19 protein-coding genes and 2 tRNA genes are annotated in these 19,804 nt (G+C 68.7%); 16 read left to right on the top strand and 5 right to left on the bottom strand.

Going from position 1 to position 19,804, the window contains the following annotated elements; translation table 11 throughout:
- Positions 1–51: 51 nt before the first annotated feature.
- The 5 genes from gyrB (at position 52) to K377_RS11005 (ending at position 6,340) form a co-directional block, all read left to right on the top strand.
- Entirely contained in the window at positions 52–2,124 is a 2,073-nt protein-coding gene (gene gyrB, locus K377_RS11025; protein ID WP_111663042.1) for a DNA topoisomerase (ATP-hydrolyzing) subunit B, read from the top strand.
- A gap of 42 nt (positions 2,125–2,166) precedes the next feature.
- Positions 2,167–4,788: a DNA gyrase subunit A gene (gyrA, locus tag K377_RS11020; RefSeq protein WP_111663041.1), complete on the top strand. Its 2,622-nt coding sequence runs from the start codon at positions 2,167–2,169 to the stop codon at positions 4,786–4,788.
- An 18-nt stretch (positions 4,789–4,806) separates the two neighbouring features.
- A complete protein-coding gene (locus K377_RS11015) occupies positions 4,807–5,499 on the top strand; it encodes a DUF3566 domain-containing protein (RefSeq protein ID WP_111663040.1) in 693 nt (230 codons plus the stop codon).
- 120 nt (positions 5,500–5,619) lie between these two features.
- Positions 5,620–5,693: transfer RNA gene (locus K377_RS11010), tRNA-Ile, on the top strand.
- Between the two features lie 104 nt (positions 5,694–5,797).
- Positions 5,798–6,340, top strand: coding sequence for a GNAT family N-acetyltransferase (locus K377_RS11005; protein WP_111663039.1), 543 nt, complete (start codon positions 5,798–5,800; stop codon positions 6,338–6,340).
- Between the two features lie 515 nt (positions 6,341–6,855).
- Here the strand turns inward: K377_RS11005 and K377_RS11000 are convergent.
- Positions 6,856–7,191 (bottom strand): DUF6344 domain-containing protein, encoded by a 336-nt coding sequence (locus K377_RS11000; RefSeq protein WP_111663038.1) that lies wholly within the window; start codon positions 7,189–7,191, stop codon positions 6,856–6,858.
- 336 nt (positions 7,192–7,527) lie between these two features.
- Between K377_RS11000 and K377_RS42030 the strand changes: the two genes are divergently transcribed.
- Together K377_RS42030 and K377_RS10990 are read left to right on the top strand one after the other, a co-directional pair.
- Complete coding sequence (locus tag K377_RS42030) at positions 7,528–7,656, top strand: DLW-39 family protein (RefSeq protein WP_003999697.1); 129 nt, start codon at positions 7,528–7,530, stop codon at positions 7,654–7,656.
- 218 nt (positions 7,657–7,874) lie between these two features.
- Positions 7,875–9,338, top strand: a complete 1,464-nt coding sequence (locus tag K377_RS10990; protein WP_111663036.1) for a hypothetical protein — start codon at positions 7,875–7,877, stop codon at positions 9,336–9,338.
- A 30-nt stretch (positions 9,339–9,368) separates the two neighbouring features.
- Here K377_RS10990 and K377_RS10985 read toward each other — a convergent pair whose 3' ends face one another.
- Positions 9,369–11,033, bottom strand: coding sequence for a serine/threonine-protein kinase (locus K377_RS10985; protein ID WP_111663035.1), 1,665 nt, complete (start codon positions 11,031–11,033; stop codon positions 9,369–9,371).
- 138 nt (positions 11,034–11,171) lie between these two features.
- Complete coding sequence (locus K377_RS10980; RefSeq protein WP_111663034.1) at positions 11,172–11,720, bottom strand: DNA-binding protein; 549 nt, start codon at positions 11,718–11,720, stop codon at positions 11,172–11,174.
- A 183-nt stretch (positions 11,721–11,903) separates the two neighbouring features.
- On the opposite strand from K377_RS10980, the gene K377_RS10975 reads away from it, so the two are divergent.
- Positions 11,904–11,976: transfer RNA gene (locus K377_RS10975), tRNA-Ala, on the top strand.
- A 74-nt stretch (positions 11,977–12,050) separates the two neighbouring features.
- Here K377_RS10975 and K377_RS10970 read toward each other — a convergent pair.
- Positions 12,051–12,749 (bottom strand): DUF5324 family protein, encoded by a 699-nt coding sequence (locus K377_RS10970; protein WP_111663033.1) that lies wholly within the window; start codon positions 12,747–12,749, stop codon positions 12,051–12,053.
- Positions 12,750–13,066: 317 nt separating this feature from the next.
- On the opposite strand from K377_RS10970, the gene K377_RS10965 reads away from it, so the two are divergent.
- Positions 13,067–13,594 (top strand): peptidylprolyl isomerase, encoded by a 528-nt coding sequence (locus tag K377_RS10965; protein ID WP_111663032.1) that lies wholly within the window; start codon positions 13,067–13,069, stop codon positions 13,592–13,594.
- 117 nt (positions 13,595–13,711) lie between these two features.
- The gene (locus K377_RS10960; protein WP_111663031.1) at positions 13,712–14,611 is read left to right on the top strand and encodes a rhomboid family intramembrane serine protease; all 900 of its coding nucleotides are present in this window, start codon (positions 13,712–13,714) and stop codon (positions 14,609–14,611) included.
- A 277-nt stretch (positions 14,612–14,888) separates the two neighbouring features.
- Here K377_RS10960 and crgA read toward each other — a convergent pair whose 3' ends face one another.
- On the bottom strand, positions 14,889–15,146 hold the full coding sequence (gene crgA, locus K377_RS10955) for a cell division protein CrgA (protein WP_111663030.1): 258 nt from the start codon (positions 15,144–15,146) through the stop codon (positions 14,889–14,891).
- Between the two features lie 152 nt (positions 15,147–15,298).
- On the opposite strand from crgA, the gene K377_RS10950 reads away from it, so the two are divergent.
- From K377_RS10950 to K377_RS10925, 6 genes are all read left to right on the top strand, one after another.
- Positions 15,299–16,078, top strand: coding sequence for a DUF881 domain-containing protein (locus K377_RS10950; RefSeq protein ID WP_111663029.1), 780 nt, complete (start codon positions 15,299–15,301; stop codon positions 16,076–16,078).
- Positions 16,079–16,123: 45 nt separating this feature from the next.
- Entirely contained in the window at positions 16,124–16,816 is a 693-nt protein-coding gene (locus tag K377_RS10945; protein ID WP_111663223.1) for a class E sortase, read from the top strand.
- Positions 16,817–16,855: 39 nt separating this feature from the next.
- A complete protein-coding gene (locus K377_RS10940; protein WP_030685828.1) occupies positions 16,856–17,017 on the top strand; it encodes a hypothetical protein in 162 nt (53 codons plus the stop codon).
- The gene (locus K377_RS10935; RefSeq protein ID WP_111663028.1) at positions 17,014–17,694 is read left to right on the top strand and encodes an aminodeoxychorismate/anthranilate synthase component II; all 681 of its coding nucleotides are present in this window, start codon (positions 17,014–17,016) and stop codon (positions 17,692–17,694) included. Before K377_RS10940 ends, K377_RS10935 begins: the two co-directional genes overlap by 4 nt.
- On the top strand, positions 17,691–18,941 hold the full coding sequence (locus tag K377_RS10930; protein WP_375605919.1) for a class E sortase: 1,251 nt from the start codon (positions 17,691–17,693) through the stop codon (positions 18,939–18,941). Before K377_RS10935 ends, K377_RS10930 begins: the two co-directional genes overlap by 4 nt.
- Positions 18,942–19,002: 61 nt before the next feature.
- Positions 19,003–19,746, top strand: coding sequence for a class E sortase (locus K377_RS10925; RefSeq protein WP_111663027.1), 744 nt, complete (start codon positions 19,003–19,005; stop codon positions 19,744–19,746).
- The last annotated feature ends 58 nt before the right edge of the window (positions 19,747–19,804 follow it).

The following is a 19,804-nucleotide window of genomic DNA, read 5'->3' as shown; positions in this document are numbered from 1 at the left end:
ACCGAACCAACACGCCGCAGCCGCTCCGGCCACCAGCCGGGAGTCAGGCTTGTGCTGTGCCAGAAAGGGCGCTTCGTGGCCGATTCCGGCAACCCCAACGAGAACATCCCGTCCACCGACGCCGAGGCGCACGTAGGGGCCACAGAGGCCTCCTACGACGCCAGCGCGATCACCGTCCTCGAAGGGCTGGACGCGGTCCGCAAGCGACCCGGCATGTACATCGGCTCGACCGGTGAGCGTGGTCTGCACCACATGGTGCAGGAGGTTGTGGACAACTCCGTCGACGAGGCGCTGGCCGGCCACGCTGACACGATCGACGTGACGATCCTGCCCGACGGCGGCGTCCGCGTCATCGACAACGGCCGCGGCATCCCCGTCGGCATCATCCCGTCCGAGGGCAAGCCGGCCGTCGAGGTCGTGCTGACCGTCCTGCACGCGGGCGGCAAGTTCGGCGGCGGCGGTTACGCCGTCTCCGGCGGTCTGCACGGCGTCGGCGTCTCCGTGGTGAACGCGCTGTCCACCAAGGTCTCCGTCGAGATCAAGACCGACGGTTTCCGCTGGACGCAGGACTACAAGGCGGGCGTGCCGACCGCGCCGCTGGCGAAGCACGAGGCCACCGAGGAGACCGGCACCTCGGTCACCTTCTGGTCCGACGGCGACATCTTCGAGACGACCGACTACTCCTTCGAGACGCTGTCGCGGCGCTTCCAGGAGATGGCCTTCCTCAACAAGGGCCTGACGATCAAGCTCACGGACGAGCGCGAGTCGGCCAAGGCGACCGCCGGTGCGGACGCCTCCGAGGCGGGCGACGACACCGCTTTCGAGCCGCGCACGGTGACGTACCACTACGAGGGCGGCATCGTCGACTTCGTGAAGTACCTCAACTCCCGCAAGGGCGAGGTCGTCCACGACTCGGTGATCGACCTGGAGGCCGAGGACAAGGAGCGTCTCCTGTCCGTCGAGGTCGCCATGCAGTGGAACAGTAGTTACAGCGAGGGCGTCTACTCCTTCGCCAACACGATCCACACGCACGAGGGCGGCACCCACGAGGAGGGCTTCCGTGCCGCGCTGACCGGTCTCATCAACCGGTACGCGCGCGACAAGAAGCTGCTGCGCGAGAAGGACGACAACCTCACGGGTGACGACATCCGCGAGGGTCTGACCGCGATCATCTCGGTGAAGCTGGGCGAGCCGCAGTTCGAGGGCCAGACCAAGACCAAGCTGGGCAACACGGAGGCGAAGACCTTCGTGCAGAAGGTCGTCCACGAGCACCTCACGGACTGGCTCGACCGGAACCCGGTCGAGGCGTCGGACATCATCCGCAAGTCCATCCAGGCGGCCACCGCGCGCGTGGCGGCACGCAAGGCGCGCGACCTGACGCGCCGCAAGGGCCTGCTGGAGTCCGCCTCCCTGCCGGGCAAGCTCTCCGACTGCCAGTCGAACGACCCCACCAAGTGCGAGATCTTCATCGTCGAGGGTGACTCCGCCGGCGGCTCGGCCAAGTCCGGCCGGAACCCGCAGTACCAGGCGATCCTCCCGATCCGAGGCAAGATCCTCAACGTCGAGAAGGCGCGGATCGACAAGATCCTTCAGAACCAGGAGATCCAGGCGCTGATCTCGGCCTTCGGCACCGGAGTCCACGAGGACTTCGACATCGAGAAGCTCCGCTATCACAAGATCATCTTGATGGCGGACGCCGACGTCGACGGCCAGCACATCAACACCCTGCTGCTGACGTTCCTGTTCCGCTTCATGCGGCCGCTGGTCGAGGCGGGCCACGTCTTCCTGTCGCGGCCCCCGCTCTACAAGATCAAGTGGGGCCGGGACGACTTCGAGTACGCGTACTCGGACCGCGAGCGCGACGCCCTCATCGAGCTGGGCCGCCAGGCCGGCAAGCGCATCAGGGACGACTCGGTCCAGCGCTTCAAGGGTCTCGGCGAGATGAACGCCGAGGAGCTGCGCATCACGACCATGGACCAGGAGCACCGCGTCCTCGGCCAGGTCACGCTCGACGACGCCGCCCAGGCCGACGACCTGTTCTCGGTCCTCATGGGTGAGGACGTCGAGGCTCGCCGTTCGTTCATCCAGCGCAACGCCAAGGACGTCCGCTTCCTCGACATCTGAGTCGGTCTCAGCTGACCGCCGCAGAAAGGATCTTCACCAGCAATGGCCGACGAGAACACCCCCACGCCGCCTTCCGAGAACGAGGACGGCAGCGCCCTCGCGATGCGCATCGAGCCCGTCGGGCTCGAGACGGAGATGCAGCGCTCCTACCTCGACTACGCGATGTCCGTCATCGTGTCCCGCGCGCTGCCCGACGTACGGGACGGCCTCAAGCCCGTCCACCGCCGCGTCCTGTACGCCATGTACGACGGCGGCTACCGGCCCGAGAAGGGCTTCTACAAGTGCGCCCGCGTCGTCGGTGACGTCATGGGTAACTACCACCCGCACGGCGACTCCTCGATCTACGACGCCCTGGTGCGCCTCGCCCAGCCGTGGTCGATGCGCATGCCGCTGGTGGACTCCAACGGAAACTTCGGCTCCCCGGGCAACGACCCGGCGGCCGCCATGCGCTACACCGAGTGCAAGATGGCGCCGCTGTCCATGGAGATGGTCCGGGACATCGACGAGGACACCGTCGACTTCACGGACAACTACGACGGCCGCTCCCAGGAGCCGACCGTCCTGCCGTCCCGCTTCCCGAACCTGCTGATCAACGGCTCGGCCGGTATCGCGGTCGGCATGGCCACCAACATCCCGCCGCACAACCTGCGCGAGGTCGCGGCCGGCGCCCAGTGGTACCTGGAGAACCCGGAGGCCTCGCACGAGGAGCTCCTGGACGCTCTCGTCGAGCGCATCAAGGGCCCCGACTTCCCGACGGGCGCCCTTGTAGTGGGCCGCAAGGGCATCGAGGAGGCGTACCGCACCGGTCGCGGCTCCATCACGATGCGCGCGGTCGTCGAGGTCGAGGAGATCCAGAACCGCCAGTGCCTGGTGGTCACGGAGCTGCCCTACCAGGTCAACCCGGACAACCTCGCGCAGAAGATCGCCGACCTCGTCAAGGACGGCAAGATCGGCGGCATCGCGGACGTCCGCGACGAGACCTCGTCCCGTACGGGCCAGCGCCTCGTCATCGTCCTCAAGCGCGACGCGGTCGCCAAGGTCGTCCTGAACAACCTGTACAAGCACACCGACCTGCAGACGAACTTCGGCGCCAACATGCTGGCGCTCGTCGACGGCGTGCCGCGCACCCTCTCCCTGGACGCGTTCATCCGCCACTGGGTGACGCACCAGATCGAGGTCATCGTCCGCCGGACGAAGTTCCGGCTGCGCAAGGCCGAGGAGCGCGCCCACATCCTGCGCGGCCTCCTGAAGGCCCTGGACGCCATCGACGAGGTCATCGCCCTCATCCGGCGCAGCGACACCGTGGAGATCGCGCGAGAGGGCCTCATGGGCCTCCTCCAGATCGACGAGATCCAGGCCAACGCCATCCTCGAGATGCAGCTGCGCCGGCTCGCCGCCCTGGAGCGCCAGAAGATCGTCGCCGAGCACGACGAACTTCAGGCGAAGATCAACGAGTACAACGCGATCCTGGCCTCGCCCGAGCGGCAGCGCCAGATCATCAGCGAGGAGCTGCAGGCGATCGTCGACAAGTTCGGCGACGACCGGCGCTCCAAGCTGGTCCCCTTCGAGGGCGACATGTCCATCGAGGACCTCATCGCCGAAGAGGACATCGTCGTCACGATCTCGCGCGGCGGTTACGTCAAGCGGACCAAGACGGACGACTACCGCTCCCAGAAGCGCGGCGGCAAGGGCGTGCGCGGCACGAAGCTCAAGGAAGACGACATCGTCGACCACTTCTTCGTGTCCACGACCCACCACTGGCTGCTCTTCTTCACCAACAAGGGCCGCGTCTACCGCGCGAAGGCGTACGAGCTTCCGGACGCCGGCCGTGACGCGCGCGGGCAGCACGTGGCGAACCTGCTGGCCTTCCAGCCGGACGAGGCGATCGCCGAGATCCTCGCGATCCGTGACTACGACGCCGCGCCCTACCTGGTGCTCGCCACCAAGGCGGGCCTGGTGAAGAAGACGTCCCTGAAGGACTACGACTCGCCCCGTTCCGGCGGCGTCATCGCGATCAACCTCCGCGAGGCGGCGGACGGTTCGGACGATGAGCTGATCGGCGCCGAGCTGGTCTCCGCCGAGGACGATCTGCTGCTCATCAGCAAGAAGGCGCAGTCCATCCGGTTCACCGCGACGGACGACGCACTGCGCCCGATGGGCCGCGCCACGTCCGGTGTGAAGGGCATGAGTTTCCGCGAGGGCGACGAACTGCTCTCGATGAATGTCGTCAGGCCGGGTACGTTCGTGTTCACCGCCACCGACGGTGGGTACGCAAAGCGGACCAACGTCGACGAGTACCGCGTCCAGGGTCGCGGTGGCCTCGGCATCAAGGCCGCCAAGATCGTGGAGGACCGCGGCTCGCTGGTCGGCGCGCTGGTGGTCGAGGAGACCGACGAGATCCTCGCCATCACGCTGTCCGGCGGTGTGATTCGTACGCGAGTCAACGAGGTCAGGGAGACGGGCCGTGACACCATGGGCGTCCAACTGATCAACCTGGGCAAGCGCGATGCCGTCGTCGGCATCGCTCGTAATGCCGAGGCCGGCCGTGAGGCCGAGGAAGTCGACGGGACCGCCGAGCTGGTGGACGGTGCCGAGACCGACGAATCGGCCCAGGGCGAGACGGCCGTCGGAACGGACGAGGGCGAGCAGTCCTCGGCCGAGTAGCGCGAGGAGAGAGTCATCGTGAGCGGAGCCACGGGCGCAGGCTCTACCGGGACATCCACCGGTACGGAATCGGAGAGCGGCCGTGGCTCCGCTCGCGACGTCAAGGACTCGAGCGGCTCGGCGAACGCGCACGAGTCTCATGGATCCCAGGGGGGAACTGTGACGGACACCCGAGGTCCGCAGACCCAGCAGTACGCCGCCGGTGGCGGCGGGGCCCTGCCCGGCGAGCGGCAGCAGCCGCAGCAGCCGGCCGGGCCGTATCACCCGCCGCAGGCGTACCAGAACGCACCGGCGGGCGGAGCGGTGCGCAGGCCGCGTACGGGGGCGCGCACCACACCGCGCACCCGTAAGGCCCGCCTGCGCGTGGCCAAGGCCGACCCGTGGTCGGTGATGAAGGTCAGCTTCCTGCTGTCCATCGCGCTCGGCATCTGCACCATCATCGCGGCCGCCGTGCTGTGGATGGTCATGGACGCCATGGGCGTCTTCTCCACGGTCGGCGGCACGATCTCCGAGGCCACGGGCTCGAACGAGGGCAACGGCTTCGACCTCCAGTCGTTCCTGTCGCTCCCGCGCGTGCTGATGTTCACGACGGTCATCGCGGTCATCGACGTCGTCCTGGCGACGGCTCTCGCGACGCTCGGCGCGTTCATCTACAACCTCTCCGCGGGCTTCGTCGGCGGCGTCGAGCTCACGCTCGCCGAGGACGAGTGAGCCTCGTGGAGGTCTGAAGACCTGCTGGTGGGCGGGCCAGGACTATCGATTTTGGGACTGGCCCTCCAGTGCGCTAATCTTCAGGAGTCAGCGCGCGGGACACACACCGCAGAGCGCGGCGGGGCTATAGCTCAGTTGGTTAGAGCGCATCCCTGATAAGGATGAGGCCACAGGTTCAAATCCTGTTAGCCCCACATGCGAAAGACCCCCAGCCAGAATCGGCTGGGGGTCTTTGACATCTGCGGCCGGGCTGAGAGCGGCCTGCCTCGCCCTGAACAGGCCAGAGGGGCTCCCCATCATGAGCAGCACCATGTCGTCCTTTCCCGAGCGGATCGAGCTCTCGGGGGAGGGACTCGTCCTTCGCGACTGGACGGAGGCGGACCTGGCCGTGATGCCGGAGCTGTTCGACCACCCCGACATCGCGTACTGGACACCGATGGCCTCCCCCTTCGACGCGGACGCCGCCCGCGCGCGGCTGGACCGGGACCGGCAACTGCGGGCGGACGGTACGACGATCCTGCTCGCCATCACCGTCGACGGCGGCGCACCGCTCGGCGAGGTGATGCTGCGGCGTGCCTCCGAGGGCACGGAGCTCGGCTACGCGATCGGCCCGGCGCACCGCGGCCGGGGGCTGGCGGTGCGGGCGGTGCGGGTGATGGCCGCGTACGCCTTCGAGGAACTGGACGCGGAGCAGGTGATCCTGGAGTTGGAGGCCGAGAACGCCGCCAGTGTCGCCGTGGCCACCAAGGCAGGCTTCGAACTGCTCGACGTGCCGCTGATCACGGGTGACGAGAAGGGGCGGCCCTTCGCCCTGCAGACGTGGGGTCTCAACCGCTCCTGACCCGCTGCCCGCACCAGGGCCGGGCTGCTCTGCCCCACCCGGAAGAGGACATGCCGAAAGGGCCCTCTCAGCCGGATGTGCTGGCTGGGGCCTGGTGGTGCTTGTCCTATGTGGTGGTGCGGGGGCGTGCGGGAGACCCAGGAGCGGGCCGGTGGTTCTCGGCGGGTGGCGTGGGCGTGCCGCTGTGCGCGGTGCCGCGTCGTCGTCCCGTGCGCGTACTGCCTGTTGTGGCCGTCGTGCGAGCCACGTGCTGCTGGTGCTGACCGGTGTGCGGCCTACCTGCCGCTGCTACCACCCGTCGTGCGGCTTACGTGCCACTGGTACTACCTACCGTGCGTACGGGCTGCCGCAGGTGGTTCGTCCTGCTGGTTCCGTCCGCTTGCTGCTGTGCTCACCGCGTACTGCAAATGTTCGGTGCTGCTTGTGCTGCGCTGTTTTTCGGGCGTGCTGTTCTTGCCGCAGCGTGTGCCGCGCTCGCGCGCCTGCTTCCGCTGCTCTCTCAGGGCGCGTACGGGCTACAGCTGCCCCGCGAGTGCTTCGTTCGCCAGGTCCGTGTCGCTGTCGGACTGCTCGGAGTCGGCCGGCGGGCGGTGGCGGCAGCTGGGGGAGGAACCGTGGGCCTCGGCGCGGATGCGCTGCTTCATCGTCGGGGGCAGGGACCTCTTGAAGGCCCAGAAGGGATACGACGTCGTGGCGTCGGGGACGTCGGCCTCGATGGTCCGGTGCGCCTCCTCCGTCTGCTGGACGGGAGCTGCCGCGGCGGCCGGGGAGACGAGACCGAGCGCCGAGAAGAGCGCGATGAAGGCAGAGATGACGATGGTCCACAGCGTCATGACCTTGTTCTTGGTCATGGCCCCTCACTTTCAGGTTGGGCGATTTGCGTACTTTCCCAATGATGTGTACGCAGGGCCTCGACGGCGGGACCGACCCTCGCGGCGCGTCGATCTTCAGATGAACACCACTCGGATGGCCCCAAGCAGGGGCAAGAACGTCCATGACTGCTGAAAAGCAGCGAATCTCACAGTCCGGGAATGAGACAGCGTCGATCCCTGGAGCCGGTTGCTCCGATTCGACTGCTGTGACGCGGACGGGAGTTGAGGCGGGATCCAGGTCACCGATCGGTATCGGTCGGTGTGTATAGTCGGGCGCCAGAGGTCCCCTACGTCAATGAAAGACGAGGTCGCGCGGTGAAGAAGCTTCTCCTGGTCGCACTGGCCGCCATCGGCGGGCTCCTCGTGTACCGCCAGATCCAGGCGGATCGCGCCGAGCAGGATCTGTGGACGGAGGCGACCGACTCCGTGCCCACGGGTTCGTGAGTATCGACAACAGTCTCGTCATGGAGCCCCGGTCGCAGTAGCGGCCGGGGCTCCATGCTGTCCGGGTGCGGGGCGCTGTGAATCGTGCTCGGCCCTCGGCGCCGCGTTCACATCTGCGATGAAGCCTCTTGCGTCGGCGGAGTGAGTGGCGGGATTTACGGCGCGCGGCGGACAGCGCGCGCCCCGGGGCGGCAGGATGGCTGTTCATGAGGGGAGTCATGAGGCGGCTGTGGGCGGGGCGGCGTGGCCGGGCCTGGCTGACGGTCGTCGCCGGGGTGGGTCTGTGCGGGATCGCTGCGTCGGCCGGAGCGGTCGGCACCGGGGCGAGCGACCCGTACGTCTTCGCCGAGGGCGCGCAGAACGTACGGGGAACGCAGGGCGGAACGGGCGCGCCCAGGCTCACGACCGGTGAGACGTACCAGAGTTCGCTCGGAGCGGGGGCGAGCGCCACCGCCCACTACCGCGTGGCTCTCGACGGCGCTGCCAACGCCTATGTCTCCGTGGTCGCGGTTCCTCCGCTCGGCTCGGGAGTGAAGGCGGCGTCCTCGGACGGTGTCACCGTGACCCTTCAGGACCAAGGCGGGAACGAGTGCGACTCCCAGCGCGCGACCTTCCGTTCCGGCGCGTATCCGCGGCCCGTCGCGGCCGTCGTCGAGCGGCTCGTGAAGACGGGCGGCCTGCGGTGTCAGTCGGCGGGAATCTACGACGTGGCCGTGGAGCGGGTGGCGGAGTCCGACTCGACGGGCGGGACCTGGGGTCTCGAACTGAAGGTGGCCACCGAGCCCGGTCTGGTCACCCCGGCGACCAGTGAAGACCCGCGGACCTCGCCGTCGGCGACGGTACGGCCTCCGTCGGGGGCCGGCACGCAGCGCACCGGCGGCACCGGCTTCAACGACGCGCGGGCCCTGTCGGAAGGGGCCTGGAAGGACCGGGTCGGACCCGGGCAGAGCCATTTCTTCCGCGTCCCCGTGGACTGGGGGCAGCAACTGTCCGTCGACGCCGAGCTGAGTTCCTCCGCGGAGCGCTCCGCGCACGAGGGCGGCGTGAGCTCCGCGTTCGACGTGCGGCTGTACAACCCAGCGCGGGCCCCCGTCACGGCGAAGGACGCCGCGTACGAGGATGATCCGGCCTCGGTGACGCTCGATCCGCTGCCACCCGTGGCCTACGAGAACCGGTACCAGTCGCACGAGGACCGGGCGGCGATGCGGTTCGCGGGCTGGTACTACCTCGAGGTCACCGTGAATCCGGCGGTGGCTCAGAAGCTCGGGGACAAGGCGCCGCTGGTGACGCTGCGGGTGACCGTCGGCGGGAGCGCTGTCCAGCCGCCCGACTATGTACGGGAGGCGGGGGACTTCCAGATCACCGAAGCCGACCGGAAAGCCGCGGAGAACGGTGCGGGCGGGGCGGTGTGGGAGGACCTGGAGGTCGCGCAGGGTGGCGCTTCGGGCGGGTCCGCCGATGAGAAGGGCGGGCGCGGTGAATCGGACGGTTCTTCCGGCGCGGGTTCCGCCGATGCGGGCTCGTCCTCCGGGGCCGGGTCTGCCTCCTCCTCTTCTACGTCGCCGGGGAGCGCGGTGATGACGGTCATCGGCGTCGCCGGGATCGGGACAGGCACAGCGTTGCTGCTGTGGCTCGCGGTGTGGCGGGTGGTCGCGGTGCGGCGGGTGCGGGTGCGGAACTGAGGGGAGTGGCCGAGGCGGGGCGGGCCCGTCTCAGGCCTGGGTCAGCGCCCAGATCCCCACGCCGAAGCAGATCAGCGCGATGAGCACGACCGGGATCGTCACCCGTGGGGGTGGCCCGGGGCGCCGCCGGGGAACTTCCGCGTTCTCCGATGCGTACAGAGAGTGACGAACCTGATCGGGTGGGGTCACGGTCGTCACCGTGTGTGCGGATCGAGGGGAGAGGGAGAGGCCGTGGGGGGACGTGACGGCGGGGGCCGCGGACTTCGTCCGAGGAGCGGGTGCCGGGCGCTGGGGTTCGGGGACCGGAGCGGGCGGCGGCGTGACGGGCTGGACCGGCGGCATCGGAGGCACCGAGGACGGCTGCGGAGTCTGCTCCTCGGGTGGCGCCGGCGGCGGGAGATGGAAGCTGCCCGTCTCCGACATGGAGGGGAGGGGAGCTTGTGGAGCCGGTGGTTCGGGGTTCTGGGGGTTCTGAGAGGTCTGGGGGTTCTGCGAGGTCTCGGGATGCTGGGAGTTCTGAGCGGGCTCGGGGAGCTGGGGTCGCTCGGGCTCCGGCGCGAAGGTCGGCGTGGGCGCCGGTATGGGGACGGGAGAGAGGGCCGCGGGTATCGGCCCGGGAGTGGGAGTGACCGGCGGCACCGGTGGCGGCGGTGGCGTGAGCGGCTTCTCGGGCGCGGGGGCGGGCGTGGGGGCGGGCGCGGGCGCGGGCGGGGTCAGGGGCCGTTCGGGCACCACCGTCGACTGGGTGTGCGAGGAAGCGGGCGCGGGCGAGGGAGCCGTGGGGGCGTGCAGCGGGCGGGCCCTGCGGCCGCGGGTGGCCGGCCCCTCGGGGCTGAACCCCGGGGGCAGGGGGCCGAGTTGGTCGAAGACCTCGATCAGTTCGTCGTCGGGGCCCGGCTCCGGCAGGAGCTCGGCGGCGACGAGCAGCGCCTTGCGGGCCCCGGTCGCGGTGCGGAAGCGCGCCTCGGGATCCGGCTGCAGCAGCCCGGCGAGGACACCCCACAGCGGCCCTGGCACGCCCTGAGGGGGCCCAGGAGTGCCGTGCTCGGCGAAGTGTTCGATCAGGGCCTTGCTGTCCGGCTTGGCGCCCTCGAGGAGATAGAGCGCGACCAGACCGGCGGCGAACAGGTCGGCGGGAAAGTCCGGCTCGGCTCCCAGGGCCTGCTCGGGGGCGATGTAACCGGGCGTGCCCACCACATAGTTGGCCTCCGTCAGCCGCGGCTCGCCCTTGCGCATCGCGATGCCGAAGTCCGAAAGACGCAGATGCGGCAGGCCCGTGCCGGTGGCTTCGAGCAGGATGTTGGCCGGCTTGATGTCGCGGTGCACCACGCCTTCTCCGTGCACGGCGGCGAGCCCGGCCAGCAACTGGTCGAGCAGGAGACAGACGAACTGCGGGGGCAGTGGCCCGTAGTCGCCGATCAGGTGGGCGAGCGAGCCGCCCGAGACCAGGTCCATGGTGAACAGGACCTTGTCGTCGTCCGCGGCCCAGCTCGCCGGGGCGAGGACGTGCGGATGATCGATGCGCAGGGCCTGCTCGCGCACGAAGCGCAGCAGCGTGTGGGCGTCGCTCTGCTGCAGGACCTTGGCCGCCACATAGCGGTGGCGCCGGTGGTCCCAGGCGCGCCACACGGCGCCCACTCCCCCGCGGCCGATGGGGTCGGCCAGTTCGTACCGGCCGGCGAAGACCTCACCCATGGTCGTGCGTCGCTCCCCTCCCGGGCCCACGCTGCGCAGGGCTCCATCGGACGTCGCGCGAGATCCCCCGGCGCGGTGCGCGACCACCGTCGATGTCGGTGGTCACGGCACCGGCTGCCGTGCGGTGACCTCGGCGGATCAGCTCTGGTGCGCCTGGTAGTGGGCGACCGCGTCCGAGGTGCGTCCCGCGCCGTACACCCGGAGGAACTCTGCCAGTTCCGGGTGGGTCGCCGCGAGGGAGTCGGCGGCGTCGATGATGTCGCCGGCGGCGGAGACGGAGCGCAGCAGCGACTGGATCTCACGCACCACGCGCTTGACCGTCGGAGCGCCCGAACCGGAGGAGGTCTGGCCGGTGTTGGTGAGGACCGAGCCGCCCTGCGACTTCTTGATCTCGTCCATGCGCTCGGTGGCCTCGGCCGCGCTGACGCTGCCGTCGGCGACCTGCCCGGACAGTTCCTGCAACTGCTGCACGCGCTGCACCACCGCGGGGTTTCCGATCTTCGCGCGCTGACCGCTCATCAGCTGGGACAGCATGGGCGCGGACAGGCCGAGCACTCCCGCCAGACGGGCCTGGTTGAGACCGAGGTCCTCGATCAGCCGACGGAAGAGCGCCCCCAGCGGCTCCCCGTACCAGCTGCGCTGGAGCTCCCGGGCTCTTGCGGTAGCTTCCTGCTGTGCGGCGTCCATTGCGTCTCCCCATCGCTTCCCCAAGTACGGTGCTTCGCTGCCGCGAAGCACGTGGGGCATCTTACGGAGAGTGGTCGTCCGCCGGGACCCCCAATCCTTTTGCGGGATCCCGGGGGTGACCCGGTACTCTGGTCTGCGGTGCTCGCCCGGAGCGTGATTCATCCGGTGCGACGCGTCGTTTTCGGGGCCTTAGCTCAGTTGGTAGAGCGCTGTCTTTGCATGGCAGATGTCAGGGGTTCGACTCCCCTAGGCTCCACAGCGAAGAACCCCCTTGACCGTGTTTCCACAGGTCAAGGGGGTTCTTTCGTCGGACGTGGCGGTGTCCCGGAGTCAGTGCTTGTCGTCCGGGCCCGTCTCGGCCTCGGCCTGCTTGGCCTGGACCTCGGGGTCGAGGATGTCCTGGCCGCTGGGGTCGACCGAGGTCAGCGGGGCGGCGTCGGGCACCTCGGTGGCGGCCGGCGGCTCGACGAGCCAGTCCGGGTTGGCCTGCTTGTCCCACCACTTCCAGGCGACGAACGCCCCACCGGCCAGGATGCCCAGCACGGCCAGGCCCTTGGCGAGACGTCCGGCACGGGCCCGGCGCTCCTGCTTGCGGGTCAGCTTCCTGATCTGCTCAGGGGAGACCTGCCCGCGCAGCGCGGCGAATGCCGCGACGCTGCGGGCCGTCGCCTCGTCGCGGACCGGGCCGGCCGCGGCCACGGCGTGCTCCAGGCGCGGCTTGGAGTAGTCGGCGGCCTGCCGGGCAGCCGAGCGGGTGCGGACCGCTGCCTCGTGCGCGGCGTGATCGACCTTCGGCGGCACATGGGTGCGGGCCTGCTCCAGGCGCGGCGCGAGATGGGCGTCGTACTGGACGCGGGCTTGCTGCGCGGCCTGCGAGACCTTGGGAGCGAGCACGACACGGGCGTCGTGCGCGTACTGCGCGGCCTTGTCCTTGGCCGTCCCCGCGTAGGGCGCCACCACTTCCGCGGCGTGCAGCACGCTGTCCTTCGCCGAGCCGGTCGCGGCGCGCACGCTGTCGATGCGGGTCACGTGATCCTCCTCCTCGGTGGCGTATAGGTATTTCACCTTTCCACCCTTTTGCTGATCATGCCTGCTGGAAGTGCCCTACGGCGGTAAGGCTTGATAAGGATCGGTACCGATCAGTAAGGATCAGTACGAAGCGGAAAGAACGGTAAGAACGGTAAGGGCGGGTAAGACCGGTAAATAGGGCTTGGCGACGACAATGCCACGGATCGTGGCGGTGCGCTCCTGCTCTGTATCGAGTAGACCGGATTCCGGTGGCTGAAACCCCCGTACCTGCTCCGTGCGAGGATCGGGCGAGCACAGGAGACGACGGAAGGCGGATCGTGGCCGAGCAGCTGTATGCCACCCTCAGGACGAATCAGGGCGACATCGAGGTCAGGCTTCTGCCGAACCACGCGCCCAAGACGGTCAAGAACTTCGTCGAGCTCGCCAAGGGCGAGCGGGAGTGGACCAACCCGGAGTCCGGCGAGAAGTCCACGGACCCGCTGTACGACGGCACCGTCTTCCACCGTGTGATCAGCGGCTTCATGATCCAGGGCGGCGACCCGCTGGGGAACGGCACGGGCGGCCCCGGCTATCAGTTCGACGACGAGTTCCACCCCGACCTGGCCTTCACCAAGCCGTACCTGCTGGCGATGGCCAACGCCGGCCCGGGGACCAACGGCTCGCAGTTCTTCATCACCGTCTCGCCGACCGCCTGGCTGACCCGCAAGCACACCATCTTCGGCGAGGTCGTCGACGAGGCCAGCCAGAAGATCGTGGACACCATCGCCAAGGCGCCCACCAACCCGCGCACCGACCGCCCGGTCAACGACGTCGTCATCGAGTCGGTGACCGTCGAGACGCGTTAGAGCACGCGCCGGTAGCGCATCAGGGAACCAATGCGCCCCGCTCGTCCGTAAGGATGGGCGGGGCGGTGCGTTGTCGCGCGGCGCCTCATCACCGCTCTCACCTAGGGGACGACCGACATGGAACAGGCGCCCGGCAGCCCGCAGGAACCGCAGGACGCGCAGGGCCTGCCCGGCTGCTACCGGCATCCGGACCGGCCGACCGGCATCCGCTGCACCCGTTGTGAGCGGCCCATCTGTCCGGAGTGCATGGTCAGCGCCTCGGTCGGGTTCCAGTGCCCGGAGTGTGTGCGCAGCGGCTCGGGCACGGGGCACGCGGCCAGTGCCAGTCAGCCACGCACCATCGCGGGCGGCACGATCGCGAGCGACCCGCGGCTGGTCACCAAGGTGCTGATCGGGCTTTGTCTGCTCGCGTTCGTGTTCCAGCTGGCGGTTGGTGACTCCTTCGACGAACGCTTCGAGCTGTTCGGCCGCGCGCCGACGTCGGACTACGGTGCTTGGGAGGGCGTCGCCGAGGGCCAGTGGTACCGGCTGGTGACCTCGATGTTCCTGCACGTCGGCTATGTCCACCTCGCCTTCAACATGCTCAGCCTCTGGTGGATCGGAGGCCCGCTGGAGGCAGCGCTCGGCAGGGCGAGGTACATCGCCCTTTACTTCGTGTCCGGCCTCGCCGGTAGCGCCCTGACCTATCTGCTCACCGCGCCGAACCAGGCAACGCTCGGCGCCTCCGGAGCGATCTTCGGTCTCTTCGGCGCGACGGGGGTCCTGATGCGGCGCCTCAACTACGACCTGCGCCCTGTCATCGCGCTGCTCGTGATCAACCTGATCTTCACGTTCAACCCGGCGTTCAACATCGCCTGGCAGGCCCACATCGGTGGTCTCGTCGCCGGTCTGGCCGTCGGTTACGCGATGGTGCACGCCCCGCGGGAGCACCGTTCGCTCATCCAGTACGGGACCTGCGCGGTGGTGCTGCTCGCCGTGATCGTCACCGTCGTTGTCAGAACGGCTCAGCTCACCTGAGCGCAGTTATCCACCGTTGTTGGTGCCAGTTGTCCACAGTGGATCGGGCAGTGGGCACGACGGTCCGTAAACGACCTCGCCCCTCGCCTCTGACCTGGGATTTCCCCGGGAGAGGCAAGGGGCGAACGTGTGCTCGACGGGTGCTTGATTAGTCACACCAGCGTCAACAGTCTGAGGGTTATCCACAGATCGTAGAGTTATCCCCACTGTGGACAAGTGTTGTGGATAACTCAGTGGATAGCTTGGGGCAGAGCTGGCGCTCGGGCCGGAGTGTGCGCTATTTCCACTGGGTGGAGACGCCGAACCCGGCTGCGATGAAGCCGAAGCCCACCACGATGTTCCAGTTGCCGAACGCCTCGATGGGCAGCTGGGTGTCCGACACGTAGAAGACGACGATCCAGGCCAGCCCGATCAGGAACAGGGCGAGCATCACGGGAGCCACCCAACCGCGGTTGGTCAGCTTGATGTTGGCTGCCTGCTTCGACGCCGGCGGCGGCGTGTAGTCGGCCTTCTTGCGGATACGTGACTTCGGCACGAGGGTCTCTCCTGTCGATGCGCTGCGTGGCCGCGCAGGGAACGTGGGCTGGCTCCGGGCAGCGTACAAGCGGAACTTCAAAGGACTATGAGCGCTCCCCCGGCCGTCCGTTAGCGTAGTGCTTCCACGGCGTTGAAGGAGATAAGGGTACGTTGAGCAATTCTGCCGACCCCCGAAACCGCCCTGACCAGGGAGGTGCCCGCGGCCGTTTCCGGCCCGTGCGGGTGCTCACCGTGGGAGTTTTCGCCCTTGCCGGGCTGATCTTCTTCACCAGTTTCAATACGGCCAAGGGCACCAATATCCGCACGGATGCCTCTCTCCTGAAGCTCTCCGACCTCATTCAGGAGCGCAGCCACAAGAACCAGGAACTGGAAGCGGCCAACAGCGGCACCCGCGGCGACGTCGAGCGGCTCGCGCGGCGCGACGACGGCTCGACCAAGGCGGAGGACGAGAAGCTGGACCGCCTCCAGAAGGCGTCCGGCACCAAGAAGCTGACCGGCGAGGCGGTCTCCGTCACCCTCGACGACGCCCCCTCTGACGCCACCGTCCGGCTCCCCGGCTACCCCGACCCGCAGCCCGACGACCTCGTCATCCACCAGCAGGACCTCCAGGCCGTGGTGAACGCCCTGTGGCACGGCGGCGCCAAGGGCATCAAGGTCATGGACCAGCGCCTGATCGGCACGTCCGCGGTGCGCTGCGTCGGCAACACCCTGATCCTTCAGGGCCGCGTCTACTCGCCCCCGTACAAGATCACGGCCGTCGGTGACCCGGAGAAGCTGAAGGCCGCCGTCGCCGCCTCGCCCGAGATCCAGACGTACATGCTCTACGTCAACGCCTACGGGCTCGGCTGGAAAGTCGAGGACGACGGGGCGGTGACTCTTCCCGGCTACTCGGGCACAGTGGATCTCCACTACGCGAAGCCCGTGGAATAGGCGTGGAACAGCCGTGAAGTAGCTGCCCCTGGGGGACCAGTGTCGGTGCGAGTCGTCGTCCGGACGTTCAGCGAGTTGTGCATCACGGTGGGCGCCGTGATCGTGCTGTTCGTCGCGTACGTGCTGTTCTGGACCGGTGTGAAGGCCGACAGCGCGATGGACCACCAGATCGACGACCTCCAGAGACAGTGGGCGAAGAGACCGGTGGCCAGTGCCGCGCCGTCGGACGGGCCGACCGCTACCTCGCCGCCGAAGCCCGCCGCGTACCAGGACGGCAAGCCGTTCGCCGTGATGTACATCCCACGCCTTGGTTTCACGTGGAACAAGCCGGTCCTGGAGGACACCGACGTCGGCACCCTGAAGAAGGGGCTCGCCCACTACTCGGGGACCGCGCAGCTCGGGCAGAAGGGGAACTTCGCGGTGGCCGGCCACCGGCGTACGTACGGAGACCCGTTCAAGGACTTCCCGAAGCTGCGGCCCGGCGACGACGTGGTGCTCACGGACGGGACGACCTGGTTCACGTACGTCATCGACACCGAGCCGTACAAGACGCTGCCCAGCGATGTGGCCGTCATCGACCCGGTGCCGCCCAAGTCCGGATACACCGAACCGGGCCGCTATCTGACGCTCACGACCTGCGAGCCCGAGTGGGGTCACAGCCATCGGCTGATCGTGTGGGGGCACCTTGATTCCACTCAGCCTGTAGAGGCCGGGAAACCGAAAGCCCTGCGCCGTTAGTCTGGTGCCGTAGCGGACGGTGTGGAGGGAGCGACCGGCATGTACGGCTGGATCTGGCGGCATCTGCCGGGGAACGCTTGGGTGAGGGCACTGATTTCGGTCGTGCTGGTTCTGGCAGTCGTCTATGTGCTGTTCCAGTACGTCTTTCCGTGGGCCGAGCCGCTGCTGCCCTTCAACGACGTAACGGTGGACGGTCAGTGAGCACTCGAACGACCCGGGACGAGACGCGCGACGCGAACCGCAGGACGCGCATCCTCGTCGTCGACAACTACGACAGCTTCGTCTTCAACCTCGTCCAGTACCTGTACCAGCTGGGTGCCGAGTGCGAGGTGCTGCGCAACGACGAGGTGACGACCGCGCACGCCCAGGACGGCTTCGACGGCGTGCTGCTGTCGCCGGGACCCGGCGCCCCCGAACAGGCCGGTGTCTGCATCGAGATGGTGCGCCACTGCGCCGCGACCGGGGTGCCCGTCTTCGGCGTCTGCCTCGGCATGCAGTCGATGCAGGTGGCGTACGGGGGTGTGGTGGACCGGGCGCCGGAGCTGCTGCACGGCAAGACGTCCCTGGTGCGGCACGAGGGCAAGGGCGTCTTCGCCGGGCTGCCCGACCCCTTCACCGCGACCCGCTACCACTCGCTGGCCGCCGAACCGGGCACGGTCCCGGCCGAGATGGAGGTCACCGCCCGCACCGAGGACGGCATCATCATGGGGCTGCGCCACCGTGAACTGCCCGTCGAGGGCGTCCAGTTCCATCCGGAGTCCGTCCTCACCGAGCACGGGCACCTGATGCTGGCGAACTGGCTCGCGGAGTGCGGGGACACCGGCGCGGTCGCCCGATCGGCCGGGCTGGCCCCGGTCGTGGGCAGGGCCTCGGCGTGACCGCGGTGCGCCCCGAGCGCGAGGGTGGAGGGGAGTCGGGGGAGCTGGCGGACGCCGTGCGGCGCCTCGACGACCCCCTCAGCGACCCGTTGCCGGGGCAGCATCCCTCACCGTGGTTCAGGGCGGCGCAGGAAGAGCCACAGGCCGACCCTCAGCGGCCCGAGCCGGAGCCCGAGTGGTACGACCCCGACGGGTACGCGACGGACTGGTACGGCGGCGCTCAGCGGCCTTCTGAGCCGGCGCCCGCCCCGGCCCCCGCCCCGGCGCCCGGTCGTTCGGCACCGGCACCCGCACCGGCCGCCCCTCCGGCTCCCGCTCCGGCTCCCGCCCCCACCCCCGAGCCCGCCTTCATCCCCGTACGGGACGACGAGACGGTCGCGCTGCGCACCGCCGACACCCGGCGCGCGGCCGAGCCGGAGCCGCCCGTCGTCACCGGCGGCCGGGCCGAGCGCCGGAAGGCCGCCAAGCGCGGCGGCAGGCGGCACGCGGGAGCGCCCACCGCCGAGGACGAGCCGGCGACCGACGGCAGGCCGCTGAGCCGCGTCGAGGCCCGCCGGGCGGCGAAGGCGGCCAAGCCGGGCGCCGGGGTCATAGCCAGCCGCGCGATCGGCGAAGTCTTCATCACCCTCGGGGTGCTGATGCTGCTGTTCGTCACCTACCAGCTCTGGTGGTCGAACATACGGGCCCACAATCTGGCGGGCAGCGCGCGCGACCATCTCGAGGACGACTGGGCGAACGGCAAGCGCAAGCCAGGGACGTTCGAGCCGGGCCAGGGCTTCGCGATCCTCTACATACCCAAGCTGGACGTCGTCGTGCCGATCGCCGAGGGCATCAGCAAGACGAAGGTCCTCGACAAGGGGATGGTCGGGCACTACGGCAAGGACAGCATCCCGACCGCGATGCCGGACGCGAAGACCGGCAACTTCTCGCTCGCCGGGCACCGCAACACCCATGGCGAGCCGTTCCGCTACATCAACCGCCTGGAGCCGGGCGATCCGATCGTGGTCGAGACGCAGGACAAGTACTACGTGTACAAGATGTCCAGCAGGCTGAACCAGACCTCGCCGTCGAACACCGCGGTGATCGATCCGGTCCCGGCGGGTTCCGGATTCACCAAGCCGGGTCGTTACATCACTCTGACGACGTGCACTCCGGAATTCACCAGTACGTATCGAATGATCGTCTGGGGCAAGATGGTCGAGGAGCGCCCGCGCAGCAAGGGCAAGCCGGACGCGCTCGTCGAATAGCGAGTCGTGCAGGGCGCAGTCGACCACCGGTAGTACGGGCACAGGGACGGGGCAACAAGCAGTGGCAGCGACGACCACCGACCACGACGAGGACGCGGCCGAGCCGAAGGCCCCCTCTCCCACGCCCTCGCCGCGTCGCGGACGGCTCGCGACGGCCGTCAGCGTCTTCGGTGAACTCCTCATCACGGCGGGCCTGATCCTCGGCCTGTTCGTCGTCTATTCACTGTGGTGGACGAACGTCGTCGCCGACCGTGCCGCCCACAAACAGGGCGACAAGGTCCGTGAGCACTGGGGGGCCGGCGGGCCCGGCGCCCTGGACACCAAGGACGGCATCGGCTTCCTGCACGTCCCGGCGATGAAGAACGGCGAGGTGCTGGTCAAGAAGGGCACCTCGACGAAGATCCTCAACGACGGTGTCGCCGGCTACTACACGGACCCGGTGAAGGCGGACCTGCCGACGACCGACAAGAACGGCAACTTCTCGCTGGCCGCGCACCGCGACGGGCACGGCGCCAAGTTCCACAACATCGACAAGATCGATAAGGGCGACCCGATCGTCTTCGAGACCAAGGACGACTGGTACGTCTACAAGGTCTACGACATCCTCCCGGAGACCTCGAAGTTCAACGTCGACGTGATCGACCGGGTCCCCAAGGAGTCGGGCGTCAAGAAGCCCGGGAAGTACATCACGCTGACGACCTGCACCCCGGTCTACACGTCGGAGTACCGCTACGTGGTGTGGGGCGAGCTGGAGCGCGTGGAGAAGGTGAACAGCGACCGGACGCCGCCGAAGGAGCTCAGGTAGTACCTGAGGGACACGAGCAAAAAGGCCCCGCCCCTCCCGGAGGAGGAGCGGGGCCTTT

It is taken from the genome of Streptomyces sp. PsTaAH-137 (assembly GCF_003259365.1).
GTDB lineage: Bacteria > Actinomycetota > Actinomycetes > Streptomycetales > Streptomycetaceae > Streptomyces.
This window is presented reverse-complemented; position numbering and strand designations above follow the sequence as displayed.

Bases quoted from the DNA above. Each gene is read 5' to 3' on its own strand.
- K377_RS10990 (WP_111663036.1), top strand. From the start codon at position 7,875: ATGAGGCGGCTGTGGGCGGGGCGGCGTGGCCGGGCCTGGCTGACGGTC.
- gyrA (WP_111663041.1), top strand. From the start codon at position 2,167: ATGGCCGACGAGAACACCCCCACGCCGCCTTCCGAGAACGAGGACGGC.
- K377_RS11000 (WP_111663038.1), bottom strand. From the start codon at position 7,191: ATGACCAAGAACAAGGTCATGACGCTGTGGACCATCGTCATCTCTGCC.
- K377_RS10960 (WP_111663031.1), top strand. From the start codon at position 13,712: ATGGAACAGGCGCCCGGCAGCCCGCAGGAACCGCAGGACGCGCAGGGC.
- K377_RS10980 (WP_111663034.1), bottom strand. From the start codon at position 11,720: ATGGACGCCGCACAGCAGGAAGCTACCGCAAGAGCCCGGGAGCTCCAG.
- K377_RS10940 (WP_030685828.1), top strand. From the start codon at position 16,856: ATGTACGGCTGGATCTGGCGGCATCTGCCGGGGAACGCTTGGGTGAGG.
- K377_RS11005 (WP_111663039.1), top strand. From the start codon at position 5,798: ATGAGCAGCACCATGTCGTCCTTTCCCGAGCGGATCGAGCTCTCGGGG.
- K377_RS10985 (WP_111663035.1), bottom strand. From the start codon at position 11,033: ATGGGTGAGGTCTTCGCCGGCCGGTACGAACTGGCCGACCCCATCGGC.